Source organism: Mesorhizobium sp. M0047 (assembly GCF_040323315.1).
Lineage (GTDB): Bacteria > Pseudomonadota > Alphaproteobacteria > Rhizobiales > Rhizobiaceae > Mesorhizobium.
In genome coordinates this window covers 26,061-43,872 of sequence record NZ_JAMYUW010000029.1, presented here as the reverse complement: position 1 = coordinate 43,872, position 17,812 = coordinate 26,061, and the positions used below count along the sequence as shown (strand labels likewise).

The following is a 17,812-nucleotide window of genomic DNA, read 5'->3' as shown; positions in this document are numbered from 1 at the left end:
GCAACGAGCCGTCTCCCCCGATTTCACACGGGCGCGCGAACGCCCGCATAGACAATGCTACTTCTGCCAGCTCTTCACCAGTTCGTCGTAGTTGATGGTGATCGGCTTTTCCTTCTCGTTCTCGATCTTGAGCTGAGGAGCGAGATTGCCCTTTTTGACCGCGTCGGCGTTCCAATAGGCGAGGTCATGCTCTTCGGCCATCTTCGGGCCGATATCGCCCTGGACGCCCGACTTCTCGATACGGCTCATCACCTTTTCCTGCTCGCTGCAGAGCGAGTCCATCGCCTCCTGCGCCGTCTTGGCGCCCGACGATGCATCGCCGATCGCCTGCCACCAGAGCTGTGCCAGCTTCGGATAGTCCGGCACGTTGGTGCCGGTCGGCGACCACTGGACGCGCGCCGGCGAGCGGTAGAACTCGATCAGGCCGCCGAGCTTTGGAGCGCGCTCGGTGAAGCTCTTGTCGTGGATCGTGCTCTCGCGGATGAAGGTCAAGCCGACATGGCTTTTCTTCACGTCGACGGTCTTCGAGGTGACGAACTGCGCGTAAAGCCAGGCAGCCTTGGCGCGGTCGGTCGGGGTCGACTTCATCAGCGTCCAGGAACCCACGTCCTGATAGCCGAGCTTCATGCCGTCCTTCCAGTAGACGCCATGCGGTGACGGTGCCATGCGCCACTTGGGCGTACCGTCGTCGTTCAGCACTGCCTTTGCGCCGGCGTCGACCATCGAAGCCGTGAAGGCGGTGTACCAGAATATCTGCTGCGCGACCGCACCCTGAGCCGGCACCGGGCCGGATTCGGAGAAGGTCATGCCCTGGGCTTCGGCCGGAGCGTAGGCCTTCAGCCAGTCGAGGTACTTCTGGATCGAATAGACGGCCGCCGGGCCGTTGGTGTCGCCGCCGCGCGCCGTGCAGGAGCCGACGGGCCGCGAATTCTCGTCGACCTTGATGCCCCATTCGTCGACGGGCAGGCCGTTCGGGAGGCCTTTGTCGCCGTTGCCCGCCATCGACAGCCAGGCGTCGGTGAACCGCCAACCGAGCGACGGATCCTTCTTGCCGTAGTCCATGTGGCCATAGACCTTCTTGCCGTCGATCTCACGGCCGGTGAAGAACTCGGCGATGTCCTCATAGGCCGACCAGTTGACCGGAACGCCGAGGTCGTAGCCGTACTTGGCCTTGAAGTCGGCCTTGTTCTTCTCGTCGTTGAACCAGTCGTAACGGAACCAGTAGAGGTTCGCGAACTGCTGGTCGGGAAGCTGGTAGAGCTTCTTGTCGGGCGCGGTCGTGAACGAGGTGCCGATGAAGTCCTTCAGGTCGAGGTTCGGATTGGTGACGTCCTTGCCGTCGCCCGCCATCCAGTCGGTCAGGTTGCGCACCTGCTGGTAGCGCCAGTGGGTGCCGATCAGGTCGGAATCGTTGACCCAGCCGTCATAAAGGTTCTGGCCGGTCTGCATCTGGGTCTGGATCTTCTCGACGACGTCGCCTTCCTGGATGACGTCATGCGTGATCTTGATGCCGGTGATGGCGGTAAAGGCCGGCGCCAGCACTTGCGATTCATACTGGTGCGTGGCGATGGTTTCCGAAACGACCTTGATGTCCATGCCGGCGAAAGGCTTCGCGGCATCGATGAACCACTGCATTTCGGCTTCCTGGCCGGCGCGGTCGAGCGTCGAAAGCGGACCGATTTCCTTGTCCAGGAAGGCTTTCGCCTCGTCCATACCGGCATAGGCGTTGCCAACCCCGAGCAATAGGACAAGCGCAGTCGTTGATGTTAAAAATTGCCGTCGCATTGTGTTTCCTCCACTGTTTTAAGGTTTCAAGTGCGATCTGGAGCGGCCGCCGGCACGCGGTCGCTCCAACAGTTTCCCCCTCTATACGTAGCGGAACACGCCAACGGCGTAGACCACGGAGAGAGCGAGAGCCCACCACAGGTTGGGTCCGACAAGACCCAACCAAGCGAGATGGATAAAGGCGCTGCCAAGCAGCGACAGGAAAAGACGGTCGCCACGCGTCGTCTCGAAGCGCAGGAGGCCGATGCGCGGATTGCCGCCCGGCGAGGCATATTCCCACGCCGCCATGCCGCACAGCAGCAGAAAGATTGTCCCGAAAAAGGCCGCCGTCGGCCAGGTCCATGCCATCCAGGTAAGGTCGAAATTCATCAGTGCTTCTCCATCACCGTACGCTTCACAAAGTCACCGCTTTCGGCAGAGTAAGCGACAAAATTCATCAAGCCGGAGAGATGCATAAATGCGTGCCATGCGATGGCATCGCTGTTTGAGCCTTTAACCTCTGCCCGCAAATCGTTGAGATCGTCGTAGACGTCTCCCATCACGAGGCTCGGAGGGCTGAGGTTGAATGCGTCAGCGAAATAGACCTTCCAGTACTGACTTTGCTTGACGTCGATATGGTCGACGCCTTGAGCTTCGAGACGATCAAACAAGCTGCTCGCGAAATCGCGCAGTTCGGAGATTTTGATAACCGCTTCCGCCATCAAACCCTCCCCAGGGCAAAGCCCTTGGCGATGTAGTTGCGCACGAACCAGATGACCAGCGCGCCGGGGATCAGCGTCAGCACACCGGCGGCGGCGAGCAGGCCCCAGTCCATGCCGGCGGCCGAAACCGTACGCGTCATGGTGGCGGCGATCGGCTTGGCGTCGGTCGTGGTCAGCGTGCGGGCGATCAACAATTCCACCCACGAGAACATGAAGCAGAAGAAACAGGCGACGCCGATGCCGCTCGCGATCAGCGGCATGAAGATCCTGACGAAGAAGCGCGGGAACGAATAGCCGTCGATATAGGCGGTCTCGTCGATTTCCTTCGGCACGCCCGACATGAAGCCTTCGAGGATCCACACCGCTAATGGCACGTTGAACAGGCAATGCGCCAGCGCGACGGCGATGTGGGTGTCGATCAGGCCGAAGGCCGAATAGAGCTGGAAGAAGGGCAGCGCGAACACCGCCGGCGGCGCCATGCGATTGGTCAGCAGCCAGAAAAACAGGTGCTTGTCGCCGAGGAAGCGGTAGCGCGAGAAGGCGTAGGCCGCCGGCAGCGCCGCAGCCACCGAGATCACCATGTTCATCACCACATAGGTGATCGAGTTGACGTAGCCCGAGTACCAGGACGCATCGGTGAAGATGGTGACGTAATTGGCGATCGTCGGTGCATGCGGATAGAGCGTCAGCGAGGAGACGATCTCGGCATTGGTCTTGAAGCTCATATTGATGAGCCAGTAGATCGGCAGCAAAAGCACGATGATGTAGACCGTCGGCACGATCCACCACCAGCGCGATTCCTCGCCGCGGCGGCGCATCAGCCGCGCGATCTGGTCCTGCGACATAGCACTGGCGAGCCCTTCCGAAGCCGTCGTTTCGCTCACTCTGTCCTGCCTCGTCGTTCTTTCGTTGGCGCCGCCCATCTCAGCGCTCCGCGTCGTAATTGGTCATCACGGTGTAAAACACCCATGACAGCAGAAGGACGATGAGGAAGTAGACCAGCGACATGGCCGCGGCCGGACCGAGGTCGAACTGGCCGAGCGCCGTCTTGACCAGGTCGATCGACAGGAATGTCGTCGAGTTACCCGGTCCGCCGCCCGTCACTACGAAAGGCTCGGTGTAGATCATGAAGCTGTCCATGAAGCGCAGCAGCACGGCGATCAGCAGCACCCGGTTCATCTTCGGCAGCTGGATGTAGCGGAACACCGCCCAGCGCGAGGCACCGTCGATCTTGGCCGCCTGATAGAAGGCATCCGGAATGGAGACCAGGCCGGCATAGCAGAGCAGCACGACGAGGCTGGTCCAGTGCCAGACGTCCATGATGATGACGGTGACCCAGGCATCGAACGAATCCTGCACGTAGTTGTAGTCGATGCCGAGCGCATTGACGTAATAGCCGAGCAATCCGATGTCGTTGCGCCCGAAAACCTGCCAGATAGTGCCGACGACGTTCCACGGGATCAGCAGCGGCAGTGCCATCAGCACCAGGCAGACCGGCACACCCCAGCCCTTTTTCGGCATGTTGAGGGCTATGAAGATGCCGAGCGGCACTTCGATGGCAAGGATAATGAAGGAGAAGATCAGGTTGCGGACCATCGCTTCCCAGAAGCGGCTGGAAGAGAGCAGTTCCTCGAACCACTCGGTGCCGGCCCAGAAGAAGACGTTGTTGCCGAAAGTGTCCTGCACCGAATAGTTGACGACCGTCATCAGCGGGATGACCGCCGAGAATGCCACCAGCACCAGCACTGGCAGCACCAGGAACCAGGCCTTGTTGTTCCAGGTTTTTTCCATCTATGCCCCCATCTCGACGCGAGCCATCTCAACCAGCCAGGAATCGGCATAAATGTTGATGCCGGCCGGGTCGAACCGCACCTTCGGATCGGCGGGTACGGCTTCGTCCTCGCCGATCACGGCAGCGATGTCGCGGCCTTCAAGCTTCGCGCGCACCACCTTGTGGCGGCCGAGATCCTCGATCTTGCTGACCTGTACGGCCATGCCGTCACGGCCGAGCCGGACATATTCGGGACGAATGCCAAGCTCTATGGCGCCGGTGGCTGCCTTGGGTGCGCCTGGCAGTTCGATCCGCTGGGCCCCAAGCATCGCCGTCTTGCCCTCGATCGCCACCGGCATGACGTTCATGCCCGGCGAGCCGATGAAATAACCGACAAACGTATGGCGCGGTCGCTCGAACAATTCCGCCGGCGTGCCGATCTGCACGATGCCGCCATCGTACATGACCACGACCTGGTCGGCGAAGGTCAGCGCCTCGGTCTGGTCGTGCGTCACGTAGACCATGGTGTAGCCAAAGCGGCGATGCAACTGTTTCAGTTGCGAGCGCAACACCCACTTCATGTGCGGATCAATGACGGTCAGCGGCTCGTCGAACAGGATGGCGTTGACATCCGAGCGCACCAGTCCGCGGCCGAGCGATATCTTCTGCTTCTGGTCGGCGGTCAGCCCCCTCGCCTTCTTCTTCGCCCAGGACGCAAGATCGATCATTTCCAGCGTCTCGCGCACCTTGCGGTCGACATCGGCTTCCGGCACGCCGCGATTGCGCAGTGGGAAGGCCAGATTGTCGTAAACGGTCATCGTGTCGTAGATGACCGGGAACTGGAACACCTGCGCGATGTTGCGCTCTTGCGTCGACAAGTTGGTCACGTCCTTGCCGTCGAACAGCAACCGGCCATGCGAGGGATGAAGCAGGCCCGAAATGATGTTGAGCAGCGAGGTTTTGCCGCAGCCCGAAGGCCCGAGCAGCGCATAGGCGCCACCATCCTCGAAGATGTGATGCACTTCCTTGAGCGCAAAATCGGCATCCGTGCGCGGGCTCGGCAGGTAGGAGTGGCGGATGTGATTGACGTCGATGCGCGCCATATCGCTCTCCTATGCCGCCAGCTTTGGCGCGCTTACGGCGCTGCCTTGCCCGTCGAAGACCATGATGTGGCGCGGGTCGATGAACACGTCGATCGCGGCGTCAATCTCGAAATCGAGGATACCGTGGCTCAGCATAACCCAGCGCGCATCGGCGAAGTCGAGATGAATGAAGCTCTCCGACCCGGTGATCTCGGTGATGGTGACCTTCGCACGCACCGGCACGGCCAACGGATTGGGCCGATCGAGTGAAAGATGGTGCGGCTGGAAGCCAACCGTATAGTTCGCATCGGCAATGCCGACGAGTTCGGCGGGCACCGGCAGCTTGACGCCGCCTTCGAGCAAAAAGTCCGGACCCTTCTTGGCCAGCACGATGGTGTTGAGCGGCGGGTCGGCGAAAGTCCTGGCCGTCACCAGGTCGACCGGCTTGCGGAACACGTCGATTGTCGGGCCGAACTGGGTGATGCGTCCTTCGGAAAGTGTCGCCGTATTGCCGCCGAGCAGCAGCGCTTCGTGCGGCTCGGTCGTGGCATAGACGAAGATGGTGCCGGTGGCGGCAAAAATCCTCGGCAGTTCGGCGCGCAGCTCTTCGCGCAATTTGTAGTCGAGATTGGCAAGCGGCTCGTCAAGCAGCACCAGGCTGGCATTCTTGACGATGGCACGCGCCAGTGCGGTGCGCTGCTGCTGGCCCCCGGACAGGCTGAGCGGCGTGCGGTCGAGATAAGGTGTCAGCTTGAGAAGTGCGGCGGCATTGCGCACTTCCTTGTCAATCTTCGCCTGTTCGGTGCCAGCCACCCTGAGCGGCGACGCGATGTTCTCGTAGACGGTCATCGCCGGATAGTTGATGAACTGCTGGTAGACCATGGCGATCTTGCGCTGCTGCACCGGCACGCCGGTGACATTTTGACCGTCGAACCAGATCGAACCGGAGGCCGGCACATCGAGGCCGGCCATCAGCCGCATCAGGCTGGTCTTGCCGGAAAGCGTGGGGCCGAGCAGTACGTTGAGCGAGCCATGCTGGAGCGTCAGCGACACGTCGCGGATATGCTCGACCGCACCAACCGTCTTGGTGACGTTCCTTAGTTCCAGCATGACGCCTCCTCCCAGGCTTTCTGCATCAGCTCAAACCCTCTTCATTCCGCAGCCGCGACATGTCGCCGGCTTATGCCGTGCATGAATTCATCGAGCACCGCTACCTGCTCGCGGCTGAGATACAGACCGCGCTTGGTCCGGCGCCACAATACATCTTCAGCGGTGACAGCCCATTCGTTTTGAACGAGATAGCGCACCTCAGCCTCAAAAAGATCGGCGCCGAAGTTGCGGCCCAGATCGGCATTCGATTTGGCCAACCCCAACAGCATCCTTGCGCGGGTGCCGTAGAGCCTGGTCAGTCGCCGGGCCAGGCGCGCGTCGAGGAACGGATAGGCGGTTTTCAGCTTCGCCACTTCGGCATCGAAACCGGTGGCCGGGAAATCGCCGCCCGGCAATGGCGCGTTTGCCGTCCATGGCTTGCCGCGCTTGCCGAGAAAACCCTCGATCTTTTCCAGCATCGATTCCGACAACCGGCGATAGGTGGTGATCTTGCCGCCAAAGGCGTTGATAATCGGGGCAGCGCCCTCGCCGCCATCGGCCTTGAGCACATAGTCGCGCGTCGCTTCCTGGGCCTTGGAGGCGCCATCATCATAGAGCGGACGCACGGCCGAATAGGTCCAGACGATGTCCGAGCGCTTGACCGGTTGCGCAAAATATTCGCTTGCCGCGGCACAGAGGTAGTCGATCTCGGTGTCGCTGATCTTCACGTCGTGCGGATCGCCGGGGTAATCCTGGTCCGTGGTGCCGATCAGGGTGAACTCGTCCTCGTAAGGAATGGCGAAAATGATGCGACCATCCCTGTTCTGGAAGAAATAGGCGCGCGGATCGTCGAATTTCTTGGCGATGACGATATGGCTGCCTTGCACGAGGCGGACATTGTGCACATCGTTGAGCCCAACGACGCCTGACAGCACATGATCGACCCAGGGGCCGGCGGCATTGACCAGCAGGCGCGCCTTGATCTCTTCGGTCTTGCCGGTCTGCAGGTCCTCGATCTGAACCGTCCACAAACCGCCTTCGCGGCGCGCGCCGACCACTTTCGTGCGGGTGCGGACCGTTGCGCCACGATCGGCGGCATCACGCGCGTTCAGCGCCACCAGCCGTGCATCATTGACCCAGCCATCCGAATATTCGAAGGCCTTCTTGAACAATGGTTTCAAAGGCTTGCCGGCCGGATCCCTGGCCATGTCAAGCGTCCTGGTCGCCGGCAGCAATTTGCGCCCGCCAATGTGATCGTAGAGAAACAGACCCAGCCTGATCAGCCAGGCCGGGCGCAGGCCTTTGGCATAGGGCAGCACGAAGCGCATCGGCCAGATGATGTGCGGCGCGTTCTTCCACAGAACCTCGCGCTCCATCAGCGCCTCGCGCACCAGGCGGAATTCGTAGAATTCGAGGTAGCGCAGGCCGCCATGGATCAATTTGGTCGAGCCTGAGGAGGTTCCGCTGGCGAGGTCGTTCATCTCGGCGAGGAAGACGGAAAAGCCACGCCCGACAGCATCGCGGGCAATGCCGCAGCCATTGATGCCGCCGCCTATGACGAAAATGTCACGGATCGGAGATGCTTCCACAAATTCCTCCAACGATTTCGCATTGCACCATTTTTGGCCTTTTACGAAACCGTGTCGGGATTATTTCGAAATCATAACGAATGTCAAACGAAATATCACGAGCGTGTGATGCCAAGCCGAAATCGCCTAGGCGAGCGAGGTCTCGATCAGTTGAACCTCGGCCTCCTGGCAGATTTTGCGCACCGACGGGATGTCGCAACGGTCGGTGATGAAGGTGTTGACCTGCGACAGGTGGCCGATGCGCACCGGTGCGGTTCGCTCGAATTTGGTCTGGTCGGAAACCAGGATGACATGCCTTGCATTGGCGATGATCGCCTGCGCCACTTTGACCTCGCGGAAATCGAAGTCGAGCAAGGCGCCGTCATGGTCGATCGCCGAGGCGCCGATCACCGCATAGTCGACCTTGAACTGCCTGATGAAGTCGACCGCCGCTTCGCCGACGACGCCGCCATCGGAACCGCGCACGACGCCACCCGCAATCACAACCTCAATCGACGGATATATCCGCATCCTGTTGGCAACATTGATGTTATTGGTGATGACCATGAGGCCGTTATGATCGAGCAGCGCCTTGCTGACCGACTCTGTCGTGGTGCCGATGTTGATGAACAGCGAGGCGTTGTCGGGAATCAGCCTGGCTGCCGCCCGGCCGATCGCCTCCTTCTCGTCGGCGGCGATCTTGCGCCTGGCCTCATACTCCATGTTCTCGATGCCGGACGGGAACAACGCGCCGCCATGGATGCGCGAAAGCAGCCGCTGGTCGCACAGGTCGTTGAGATCCTTGCGTATGGTCTGCGGCGTCACATTGAAATGTGTGGCCAGATCCTCGACCAGCACCCGACCATGATCCTTGGCCATCTGGATGATTTCGGCATGGCGTGGCGACAAATACATAGGACAACCTCCCGTTTTCGTTTTTCTTGTATATAGTCGAAAACGAAACCAATGAAAAGGCATAAGCCGGCTAATGAAACACACATGATTGCAAAGGCAAACGCCCGCGCAATTCCGGCCGAACCAGATCAGGCCATACTCCGCGCGATTTCCGTGACGACGGTGAAAGCCATATCGACATCGGCGGCGGTCGCTTCGAATTGGCCGACCTGGAAACGGATTGCTATCCGCCCATCGACCCTCGTCTGCGTCAGGTAGATGCGGCCACCGTCGTTGATCGCATTCACAAGCCGCAGATTATGCGCGTCCGCATCAGCATCGGTTACCGCGTTGTGCCGGAACGAGAACAGGGACAGCATCGGTTCGCTGGCGATCTCGAAGTCCGGCTCGCTTGCCAGCCGCGCGGCAAGCCCTTCGCTCCACACGACATGGTTGCGGATCATCGTTCGCAAGCTTTCCAGGCCATGAGCACGCAACAGGAACCACAATTTCAGCGCACGGAAGCGCCGGCCGAGCGGCACCGACCATTCGGAATAGTTGATGATGCCGTCGCGGCCATGCGTCTTCAGATAATCCGGCTTGATGGCCAGCGTCCTGACATGGCTTTCCGGGTCGCGCAGGAACTGGATCGAGCAGTCGAACTGCGCGCCCAGCCATTTGTGCGGGTTGAAGACAATGGAATCCGCCTGCTCGACACCAGCCCAGAAATGCCGGTACTCCGGGCAGATCATCGCTGAGCCGGCCCAGGCAGCATCGACATGCAGATAAAGCCCGTGCCGATGCGCCACCGCGGCGACGCCAAGGATATCATCCGTGCCGCCAGTGCTGGTGCCGCCGACGCAAGCGATGATGCCCGCCGGCAGCATACCGGCCTCACGGTCGGCGACGATTGCCGCCTCGAGCGCTGCCGTGTCCATGGCGCGAAAACGGCCGCCGACAGGAATGCGCACGAGATTGTCCTCTCCGATGCCGGAAATCCAGATCGCCCGATCGATGGAGGTGTGCACCTGATCGGAGGAATAGATGCGCAGCCGCGCCTGCCCCGCCAACCCTTGTTTGTTGCCTTGCCAGTCCAACGCCCGTTCGCGCATGGTCAGCACCGCGGCCAGGGTCGCCGACGAGGCTGAATCCTGGATCACCCCGGAAAACCCTTCCGGCAGGCCGAGCGCCTGGCGCATCCAGTCGACGGTGCGTGTTTCGAGCTCGGTTGCCGCTGGCGACGTCTGCCAAAGCATGCATTGCGCGGCCATCGCCGAAACTAGATATTCCGCTACCACCGAAACAGGCGCCGCATTGGCCGGGAAGTATGCAAAGAAGCGCGGATGCTGCCAATGCGTCATGCCAGGCAAAATCTTCTCTTCGAAGTCGGCGAAGATCCGGTCCATCGGTTCGGCGTCTTCCGGCGGCGAAGCCTCTATGCTTCTAAAGATGTCGCCGGGCTCGACCAGTGGCCGCACCGGCCGCTCGCGCAGCGTGTTTCGGTAGTCGGCGCCCCAGTCGGCGGCGCGCCGCGACCACTGCCGGAAATCATCACTGTTCATTGTATCTCCCTTGGAGTGGACATTTCCTCTGCGGCGCGACGGTAGAATTGCCTTGGTGTGTTCGTCCAGCGGCCTGATCACAAACTGCGTCGTCGCCAGATCGCCAGCACGACGACGCACGCGCTCGCCAGGCTCCCGGACATTGATCTTCTTGAGGGTCGAAATCGGACCAGCAGCGGCGGCATCGCTTCACAGTCGTGCAGTTCCCCACCAACGGCCGGAATGAAGACCTGATTCTATTCTACGTCGAGAACCAGGAAATGGCAGATCGACAGTTGGGCCAACTGGAGATCAGATTCTCAACTTTCTAAATCAGATCGCTTGTCCCCACGGTCATTTCCCATTCGCCTCCGGCAGCTTCCAACCAGAACATCCAGCCTCTCCGGAGGTTATTGACTTGCGCTGGCGCGTGAACTTAAATCGATCAAAAAATAACTACGACCTATTGTCGTAAATGGGGGCTTTCAATTTGGTGTGGTTGAGATGGATCTATAAGAGATATCCCAGAGGGGCCTCTTTATTTGAACTTTTGTTTTTAATTGGATTGCTCGTCACTTATCTATGGATAGTACCGCTCTGGTTTTGGAGCATATATCGTCTAAATATCGCAGTTCCGGACAGCGTATCGGCATTCTTCTACGAGATTTGGCTAGAAAAGAACTTTATACGATCATTTCTGATCGCTTCAATTGTATGCTTTATTCTGGCAAGCATCTACATACGACGTACTTCGCCGCGAGAAATGGGTCTTACTACTAGAAACATTTGGATCTCAGGACGCGACTGCATATATTTAGTTCTCATTATCTGTATATGCGCAATCGCCATCATGGCCATATCAAATAACTATTTATCAATAGATGGATATCTATCAAAGCAGAAAATAACTGGCAGGACTTTATTATCAGACATTTTTGTAGCCATCCTGTCTGGCACGGCTCAGCAATTTCTTCTGCAGAGCTTTATTCTGCAACGAACGCTAGCAATATTTAGAAACAAGCCGACAGCGATTCTTTGCTCATCATTTGTATTTTGCCTTATCCACGCGCCAAACATAATACTGATGGTCGCCACCATGATTTTCGGCACCGCGTGTAGTTTTCTGTTCATTAGGAATAGAAATATCTTCACCATTGGAATTATGCATGGTGTAGTCCAACAGGCCTTAAGGATATTTCTTGCGTCAATCATTTTGTCTGGATCTTACCTCGACGGTAGAGGATATTTTACATTCGATCTGAGCGTAGGGCCTCCTAAAGGATACCCGGCATACCTGGCTGAATTGGAGTACAAAGGAAGCCTCCCTCTGGCGCAGAGTGCTGCCGGAGGCGTAATTATCATCCCGGTTTTGGTAGCAAACAAGAGCACGAAGACGTGGTCTTCAACTGATAAAGACTATCTGGTGTCGGTTGGTTATCGCCTCATCGACCAAAGCGGAGATGTGATATCAGCAGACAATCCTTTAACGCCCTTCGACACACCAATTGAGCCCGGGAAGTCCGAGACCGTCGAGATCACGTTGAACGCGCCCTTGAAGGGTGGAGACTACTATTTGGAAGTCGATATCGTGCGCTCTAATTCAGATTCGGAAGCAATAACATGGTTTAGACGCAAAGGTTCAAAAACGATACTCATACCTATTTCTGTGCGTTAAATCGCTTCGAGCAAGACGCGCCCGACGCAGGTGTACCTGGTAGGAAGGAACAGAGGCGCGTCTTCGCTATCCAGGGAATTCCGGCAGGCTGGCAAAAGCCGTCTTCAGCGCATTCGACCAGCCGTCCGAGATCGTGCGATAGTACTGATCGTCCTGACCGAACCGCTTCTTCAACCCGACCGTGAAGGCGTCCTTCTCAAGGAAGAGCAGGTCGAGCGGCAAGCCGACCGACAGGTTCGACTTCAACGTCGAATCGAACGACACCAGCAGCAGCTTCACCGTCTCGGCAAGGCTCATCGACTTTTCATAGGCGCGGATGATGATGGGCTTGCCGTATTTGGTCTCGCCGATCTGGAAGAACGGCGTGTCATCGGTCGATTCAATGAAATTGCCTTCGGGGTAGATCATGAACAGGCGCGGTTCGCTGCCCTTGATCTGGCCGCCGAGGATGAAGGAGGCATTAAAGTAGGAATCTGCCTTTTCGCCCGCAGGCGACGAATTGGCGATGACCTCCTTGACTGTATCGCCGACCAGCCGCACCGTCTGATACATTGATGGCGTCTCCAGCAGCGTGGCGTGACGATCGGCAACGGCCTTGGTGCGTTCGTCAAGCAGGCTGACCACGGCCTGCGTCGTCGCCAGGTTGCCCGCCGACATCAGCACGATGACGCGCTCTCCCGGCTGCTCCCAGACATGCATCTTTCGGAAGGTGGAAATCGAATCCATGCCGGCATTGGTGCGCGTGTCGGACATGAACACGAGCCCGCGATCGATCTTCAGGCCAACGCAATAAGTCATGGAATCTCCCTAGAGCAATTCCAGAAAAAGTGTAAGGCGGTTTTCCGCCCGGAATTGCTCCAAACAAAACAAGTGGAGTGGTTCATCGTTTTCGTGAAACGACGAACCGCCCCACCGGCAATCTTGCGAAGGATTACTGCTCCACCGTGACGGTGACGGCAAGCTGTTCTTCCGCCTGTCCCAGCCGAATTCCCGACACCGGCGTAGCGTCGCGGTAATCGCGTCCCGTCGCCACCTTTACATAACGCTCGTCAGGCGAAATGCCATTGGCGGCATCGAAGGCAACCCAGCCGAGGCCCGAAACATGCGCTTCGGCCCAGGCATGGCTTGCGGCCTGCTCGACCGTCGCATCCAGCATCAGATAGCCGCTGACATAGCGGGCTGGAAAGCCCATGGCGCGCGCCGCGGCGGCAAAGATATGGGTGTGATCCTGGCAGACACCGGTTTTGAGCGCCAAGGCTTCCTCCGCGGGCGTCGTCGCATTGGTAGTGCCGGACGTGTAGGCGACGCGCTCGCCGATGACTGCCATCAGCCGGTGCAGCCTTTCGATGTCAGTGCCCTTGCCGATCGATGCGGCGAGTTCGCGAACACCGCTGCCGATCGCCGTCAATGGCGTTTCATGGCTGTACAGCCAGAGCGGCGTGAAGCCTTGGTGTGGTCCGGAGACGCCTGCCGTGTCGCGCGTCACCACTTCGCCTGATGCTTCCACCGTGATGAAGTCGCGCTCACCCTCGACGCTCAGCAGCCTTGTGTCATTGCCGAAATGGTCCACAAAGCGAACCTCTTCGCGCGCGCCTTCGATGGTCAGAGCCCAGGACAGAACGGTCTGCGTCGATCCGCTGACCGGAAGCAGCCGCAAGCGCTGCAACAGATAGTGCACCGGTGCATCGTAGCGGTATTCGGTCCGGTGGGTGATCTTCAGCCGCATGCGCTATGTCCCGCCTGTGAGCATGATCTTGTCCCACTTTTCGGAGTCATGCTCAATTGAACCGGTAGTCCTGCGCGATCTCGTCGCCAAGCCTGGTGTTGTCGCGAATGAAATTGGCCAGGAATTCATGCAGGCCCGCGTCGAATATGTCCTTGATCGATCCTGCTCTAAGCATGGCCTGCGTCTTGTCCGCCGTCGCGTGGCAGGCATGGCGCTCGCCATAGTCGTCGCCGAGGAACTTCAGATGTTCGGACAGGAAGCGATAGCAGAAGGTCAGAGAACGCGGCATGCGGACATTGAGGATCAGATAGTCGGCAATGTTGGTCGGTTTGTAGTCGGCATCATAGACCCAGCGATAGGAGCGATGCGCCGACACCGAACGCAGGATCGATTCCCACTGGTAGTTGTCGAGCGTCGAGCCGACCCAGGAGATCGACGGCAAGAGCACGTAGTATTTCACGTCGAGGATGCGCGCCGTGTTGTCGGCGCGCTCGACATAGGTGCCGAGCTGCGAGAAATCGAAGATCTCGTTGCGCAGCATGGTGCCATAGAACGAGCCGCGGATCAGCGCCGTCTCGCGCTTGATGGCGTCGAGCACGCTGGGTAGGTCGCGCTCGTCGATCGGCCTTGCCAGCATCCGCTTCAGCGCCATCCAGGCTTCGTTGATGCTTTCCCAGGTCTCGCGCGTCAGCGCGGTGCGCACCATGCGGGCATTGTTGCGGGCCGTTTCGATCGAAGACATTGTGCTGGAGGGATTCGACGTGTCGCGCAAAAGAAAGTCGGCGACATTGGCGGCGGTATAGTCAGAATATTTCTGGCTGAAGGTGATGTCGGAACCGGCGCTGAGCAGCACCGAATTCCACTCTTCCGACGCGCTCTGGGTGCGGGTCAGCGCCATGCGCAGACCCGCATCGACCAGCCGCGCCATATTCTCCGCCCGCTCTATGTAGCGGTTCATCCAGTAAAGCCCGTTGGCGGTGCGGCCGAGAAGCATGTCAACGTGCCCCGATTTTGAGCGAATAGCGAATAGCGAGTAGCGAATAGCGGAATATCGGCTTCATGACTTTTGTTGCAGACTCCTGATCATGGAACGCAGCATTTTCCCGATCTCATCGGCTTTGCTAAGCAAACGCACCACCTCCGCCTCAACCATTAACCCTACTTTTTCAGACAAGATCAGGTGTGTTTCCAACTCTTTGAGAGATCCCTGCGCCATGCGCAGAAACTGAATGAATGATCCTGTATTTTCTCGCCCATGTCCTTCGGCGATGTTCGCGGCAATTGATACGGACGACCGCCGCATCTGAGAGGTCATCCCGTAGATTTCGCCGGTTGGGAAGGCTTTCGTTACGGAATAACAATCTACAGCCAACTCGACGGCTGCCTTCCAGACAATTAAGTCCCTGTAAGAATTGATCGCCGTCTTGCTGCCCTCCTTCCCCCTATTCGCTATTCACTATTCGCCATTCGCTCTAATCATCCAGCACCCACGTATCCTTCGTCCCGCCGCCTTGCGAGGAGTTGACGACCAGCGAGCCTTCCTTCAGCGCGACGCGGGTTAGCCCGCCGGGGACGATCTGGATGCGGTCGGAGACCAGCACGTAGGGCCTGAGATCGACGTGGCGCGGCGCCAGCCCTTTTTCCGTCAGGATCGGGCATGTCGACAGCGCCAGTGTCGGTTGAGCGATGTAATTGGAGGGTTTGGCCGCGAGCTTCTTGGCAAACGTCTCGCATTCTTTCTTGGTCGCCGCCGGCCCAACCAGCATGCCGTAGCCGCCGGACCCATGGACTTCCTTGATCACCAGCTCGTCGATGTGTTCGAGCACATATTTCAGGCTGTCGGGCTCCGAGCAGCGCCATGTTGGAATGTTGCCGAGGATCGCCTTGCGGCCGGTATAGAATTCGATGATCTCGGGCATGTAGGAATAGATCGCCTTGTCGTCGGCGATACCGGTGCCCGGCGCATTGGCGATGGTGATGTTGCCGGCACGATAGACATCCATGATGCCGGGTATGCCAAGTGTAGAGTCAGGGCGGAAGGTCAGCGGGTCGAGGAACGAATCGTCGACTCGACGGTACAGCACATCGATCTGCTTGTAGCCTTCTGTCGTGCGCATCGCGACATGGCCGTCGACGACCCGCAGATCCTGGCCTTCGACCAGTTGCACGCCCATCTGGTCGGCCAGGAAGGCGTGCTCGAAATAGGCGGAGTTGAAGCTGCCGGGCGTCAACACCGCAATTGTCGGCGCGCCCTTGGTGCTCTGCGGCCGCACTGCCGCCAGCGACTGGCGCAGAAGCTGCGGGTAGTTCTCCACAGGCCGCACCTTGATTTTCTGGAACAGCTCGGGGAACAGCTGCATCATCGTCTCGCGGTTCTCCAGCATGTAGGAGACGCCCGACGGCGTGCGCGCATTGTCCTCCAGCACATAGAATTCGTCCTCTGAGATGCGGACGATGTCGACGCCGATAATGTGAGTGTAGACGCCGGCCGGCGGCCTGACCCCGATCATTTCCGGCAGGAATGCTTCGTTCCTGGCGATCAGTTCCCTTGGGACGCGCCCGGCGCGCAGGATTTCCTGGCGATGGTAGATGTCGTCGAGGAACGCGTTCAGCGCCTGCACGCGCTGCTCGATGCCTTGCGTGAGACGCCGCCACTCATTGCCCGAAATGATGCGGGGAACGATGTCGAAAGGGATCAGCCGTTCGGAGGCTTCCTGCTCGCCATAGACGGCGAAGGTGATGCCGGTCTTGCGGAAGACGCGTTCGGCGTCCTGCATCTTCTCGGTAAGCCTGGCCGGATCCTGCTCCTTCAGCCAGCGATCATAAGCCGAATACGGTCTTCTCAATCCGGAAACTTCCGGAAGCATTTCATCGAACGCTGCCAATCGCATACTCCCCTGTGACACCATTTCACTGGCGTCGCCGGAGAAAATCAAGCGCAATCGGTGATTTGGGAGATACGCACGATCAGTATGTTGCGGCTGCCTAAAATTGAGGCAGCTGAAATACAAAGGTAATCAGGCTTTGCCTCGTGTCCGGGCAAGTGGTTTTCCAGCTAGAAAGCGCGGAACGTGACGACGGTGAATGTGTCTTTGATGCCGGGGAGAATCTGCACCTTCTCGTTGACGAAATGACCGACGTCTTCCTCGTCGTCGACATAGAATTTGGCGAGCAGATCGTAGTTGCCGGCGGTGGAGTAGATTTCCGAAGCGATCTCGGCATCGGCAAGCGCGCTGGCAACCTCATAGGATTTGCCCAGTTCGCATTTGATCTGCACGAAAAATGCCTTCATGGCTTCGTCCCGCTAAACATCCAAGTCCAAGCGGCCCTTCTGGCAGACTGGAGGCGGGCTTTCAAGCGCTGGAATCCGTACCCAGCCCGCCTGGGCTCGGGCTGCGGTTCCCGCAGCTCCGCCACCGACATGCCGCGTCTAACCGGGCGAGATGAATATTCACCAATCGCTGAAACCGGGATGCACCGCCAAGCGTATGCTATGATGCGTCTTCGGACAGCACGTTTTGAGGGAAGATATTTCGCGAGCCAACGGAGACAGGCCATGCGCCGCGCCTTTTTCGCATTCGCAGTCATTCCATTCATCTTGGTGTCGTCGGCGTTTGCCGGCGACGCTGAGATCAAGGCAGCGCAGTCCGTCATCGACGGCCAGTTGAAGGCTCTCATCGCCAATGACGGCGCCACCGCCTACAGTTTCGCCGCACCGAACGTGAAACGGATTTTTCCGACCGTCGACGCCTTCATGAACATGGTGACCAACGGCTATCCGCCGGTGCGCAAGCCGCAAACCTACTCTTTCGGCAAGGTCGAGGAGACGGCTCCGGGTTCGATCGTCCAGCAGGTGCTTATCGTCGGACCCGACGGCAAGGACTACGAGGCTGTCTACACCTTGCAGCAGCAGCCCGACGGCACCTTCCAGATCACCGGCTGCAGCCTGCGCGCCTCGAATTCACTCAGCACCTGAGGCT

At 58.9% G+C, this 17,812-nt stretch carries 18 protein-coding genes; 2 read left to right on the top strand and 16 right to left on the bottom strand.

Going from position 1 to position 17,812, the window contains the following annotated elements; all coding sequences use genetic code 11:
• Positions 1–57: 57 nt before the first annotated feature.
• The 10 genes from NKJ89_RS24150 to NKJ89_RS24105 all read right to left on the bottom strand — a co-directional run bounded on the left by NKJ89_RS24150 (position 58) and on the right by NKJ89_RS24105 (position 10,452).
• Positions 58–1,785, bottom strand: coding sequence for an ABC transporter substrate-binding protein (locus NKJ89_RS24150; protein ID WP_352606176.1), 1,728 nt, complete (start codon positions 1,783–1,785; stop codon positions 58–60).
• An 81-nt stretch (positions 1,786–1,866) separates the two neighbouring features.
• Positions 1,867–2,154, bottom strand: coding sequence for a DUF2160 domain-containing protein (locus tag NKJ89_RS24145; RefSeq protein ID WP_352606174.1), 288 nt, complete (start codon positions 2,152–2,154; stop codon positions 1,867–1,869).
• Positions 2,154–2,486, bottom strand: a complete 333-nt coding sequence (locus NKJ89_RS24140) for a hypothetical protein (protein ID WP_352606172.1) — start codon at positions 2,484–2,486, stop codon at positions 2,154–2,156. Before NKJ89_RS24140 ends, NKJ89_RS24145 begins: the two co-directional genes overlap by 1 nt.
• Complete coding sequence (locus NKJ89_RS24135) at positions 2,486–3,409, bottom strand: carbohydrate ABC transporter permease (protein ID WP_023759297.1); 924 nt, start codon at positions 3,407–3,409, stop codon at positions 2,486–2,488. Before NKJ89_RS24135 ends, NKJ89_RS24140 begins: the two co-directional genes overlap by 1 nt.
• A gap of 1 nt (position 3,410) precedes the next feature.
• A complete protein-coding gene (locus NKJ89_RS24130; RefSeq protein ID WP_023759298.1) occupies positions 3,411–4,277 on the bottom strand; it encodes a carbohydrate ABC transporter permease in 867 nt (288 codons plus the stop codon).
• A complete protein-coding gene (locus NKJ89_RS24125; RefSeq protein ID WP_352606170.1) occupies positions 4,278–5,360 on the bottom strand; it encodes an ABC transporter ATP-binding protein in 1,083 nt (360 codons plus the stop codon).
• A 9-nt stretch (positions 5,361–5,369) separates the two neighbouring features.
• Complete coding sequence (locus NKJ89_RS24120) at positions 5,370–6,449, bottom strand: ABC transporter ATP-binding protein (RefSeq protein ID WP_352606168.1); 1,080 nt, start codon at positions 6,447–6,449, stop codon at positions 5,370–5,372.
• 41 nt (positions 6,450–6,490) lie between these two features.
• On the bottom strand, positions 6,491–8,017 hold the full coding sequence (gene glpD, locus NKJ89_RS24115; RefSeq protein WP_352606166.1) for a glycerol-3-phosphate dehydrogenase: 1,527 nt from the start codon (positions 8,015–8,017) through the stop codon (positions 6,491–6,493).
• Positions 8,018–8,143: 126 nt separating this feature from the next.
• Positions 8,144–8,911, bottom strand: coding sequence for a DeoR/GlpR family DNA-binding transcription regulator (locus NKJ89_RS24110; RefSeq protein WP_352606164.1), 768 nt, complete (start codon positions 8,909–8,911; stop codon positions 8,144–8,146).
• A gap of 128 nt (positions 8,912–9,039) precedes the next feature.
• Positions 9,040–10,452, bottom strand: coding sequence for a pyridoxal phosphate-dependent decarboxylase family protein (locus NKJ89_RS24105; protein WP_352606162.1), 1,413 nt, complete (start codon positions 10,450–10,452; stop codon positions 9,040–9,042).
• A gap of 829 nt (positions 10,453–11,281) precedes the next feature.
• Here NKJ89_RS24105 and NKJ89_RS24100 point away from each other — a divergent pair.
• Positions 11,282–12,106, top strand: a complete 825-nt coding sequence (locus NKJ89_RS24100) for a CPBP family intramembrane glutamic endopeptidase (RefSeq protein WP_352606160.1) — start codon at positions 11,282–11,284, stop codon at positions 12,104–12,106.
• Between the two features lie 66 nt (positions 12,107–12,172).
• On the opposite strand, the gene NKJ89_RS24095 is transcribed toward NKJ89_RS24100, so the two are convergent.
• The 6 genes from NKJ89_RS24095 to NKJ89_RS24070 form a co-directional block, all read right to left on the bottom strand.
• Entirely contained in the window at positions 12,173–12,904 is a 732-nt protein-coding gene (locus tag NKJ89_RS24095) for a proteasome-type protease (RefSeq protein WP_023759306.1), read from the bottom strand.
• Positions 12,905–13,037: 133 nt separating this feature from the next.
• Complete coding sequence (locus tag NKJ89_RS24090; protein ID WP_023759307.1) at positions 13,038–13,832, bottom strand: transglutaminase family protein; 795 nt, start codon at positions 13,830–13,832, stop codon at positions 13,038–13,040.
• A gap of 52 nt (positions 13,833–13,884) precedes the next feature.
• On the bottom strand, positions 13,885–14,826 hold the full coding sequence (locus NKJ89_RS24085) for an alpha-E domain-containing protein (protein ID WP_023759308.1): 942 nt from the start codon (positions 14,824–14,826) through the stop codon (positions 13,885–13,887).
• Positions 14,827–14,889: 63 nt separating this feature from the next.
• Complete coding sequence (locus NKJ89_RS24080) at positions 14,890–15,249, bottom strand: four helix bundle protein (protein WP_352606250.1); 360 nt, start codon at positions 15,247–15,249, stop codon at positions 14,890–14,892.
• Between the two features lie 55 nt (positions 15,250–15,304).
• The gene (locus NKJ89_RS24075; RefSeq protein WP_023759310.1) at positions 15,305–16,717 is read right to left on the bottom strand and encodes a circularly permuted type 2 ATP-grasp protein; all 1,413 of its coding nucleotides are present in this window, start codon (positions 16,715–16,717) and stop codon (positions 15,305–15,307) included.
• Positions 16,718–16,887: 170 nt separating this feature from the next.
• On the bottom strand, positions 16,888–17,124 hold the full coding sequence (locus NKJ89_RS24070) for an Lrp/AsnC family transcriptional regulator (protein WP_010909609.1): 237 nt from the start codon (positions 17,122–17,124) through the stop codon (positions 16,888–16,890).
• Positions 17,125–17,388: 264 nt separating this feature from the next.
• Between NKJ89_RS24070 and NKJ89_RS24065 the strand changes: the two genes are divergently transcribed.
• On the top strand, positions 17,389–17,808 hold the full coding sequence (locus tag NKJ89_RS24065; protein WP_023759311.1) for a DUF4864 domain-containing protein: 420 nt from the start codon (positions 17,389–17,391) through the stop codon (positions 17,806–17,808).
• Positions 17,809–17,812 lie beyond the last annotated feature (4 nt).

What these genes read in the sequence shown, in the direction of transcription:
- NKJ89_RS24150 (WP_352606176.1), bottom strand. Translation starts at nt 1,785, where the DNA reads ATGCGACGGCAATTTTTAACATCAACGACTGCGCTTGTCCTATTGCTC.
- NKJ89_RS24145 (WP_352606174.1), bottom strand. Translation starts at nt 2,154, where the DNA reads ATGAATTTCGACCTTACCTGGATGGCATGGACCTGGCCGACGGCGGCC.
- NKJ89_RS24140 (WP_352606172.1), bottom strand. Translation starts at nt 2,486, where the DNA reads ATGGCGGAAGCGGTTATCAAAATCTCCGAACTGCGCGATTTCGCGAGC.
- NKJ89_RS24135 (WP_023759297.1), bottom strand. Translation starts at nt 3,409, where the DNA reads ATGGGCGGCGCCAACGAAAGAACGACGAGGCAGGACAGAGTGAGCGAA.
- NKJ89_RS24130 (WP_023759298.1), bottom strand. Translation starts at nt 4,277, where the DNA reads ATGGAAAAAACCTGGAACAACAAGGCCTGGTTCCTGGTGCTGCCAGTG.
- NKJ89_RS24125 (WP_352606170.1), bottom strand. Translation starts at nt 5,360, where the DNA reads ATGGCGCGCATCGACGTCAATCACATCCGCCACTCCTACCTGCCGAGC.
- NKJ89_RS24120 (WP_352606168.1), bottom strand. Translation starts at nt 6,449, where the DNA reads ATGCTGGAACTAAGGAACGTCACCAAGACGGTTGGTGCGGTCGAGCAT.
- NKJ89_RS24110 (WP_352606164.1), bottom strand. Translation starts at nt 8,911, where the DNA reads ATGTATTTGTCGCCACGCCATGCCGAAATCATCCAGATGGCCAAGGAT.
- NKJ89_RS24105 (WP_352606162.1), bottom strand. Translation starts at nt 10,452, where the DNA reads ATGAACAGTGATGATTTCCGGCAGTGGTCGCGGCGCGCCGCCGACTGG.
- NKJ89_RS24100 (WP_352606160.1), top strand. Translation starts at nt 11,282, where the DNA reads ATGGCCATATCAAATAACTATTTATCAATAGATGGATATCTATCAAAG.
- NKJ89_RS24095 (WP_023759306.1), bottom strand. Translation starts at nt 12,904, where the DNA reads ATGACTTATTGCGTTGGCCTGAAGATCGATCGCGGGCTCGTGTTCATG.
- NKJ89_RS24090 (WP_023759307.1), bottom strand. Translation starts at nt 13,832, where the DNA reads ATGCGGCTGAAGATCACCCACCGGACCGAATACCGCTACGATGCACCG.
- NKJ89_RS24085 (WP_023759308.1), bottom strand. Translation starts at nt 14,826, where the DNA reads ATGCTTCTCGGCCGCACCGCCAACGGGCTTTACTGGATGAACCGCTAC.
- NKJ89_RS24070 (WP_010909609.1), bottom strand. Translation starts at nt 17,124, where the DNA reads ATGAAGGCATTTTTCGTGCAGATCAAATGCGAACTGGGCAAATCCTAT.
- NKJ89_RS24065 (WP_023759311.1), top strand. Translation starts at nt 17,389, where the DNA reads ATGCGCCGCGCCTTTTTCGCATTCGCAGTCATTCCATTCATCTTGGTG.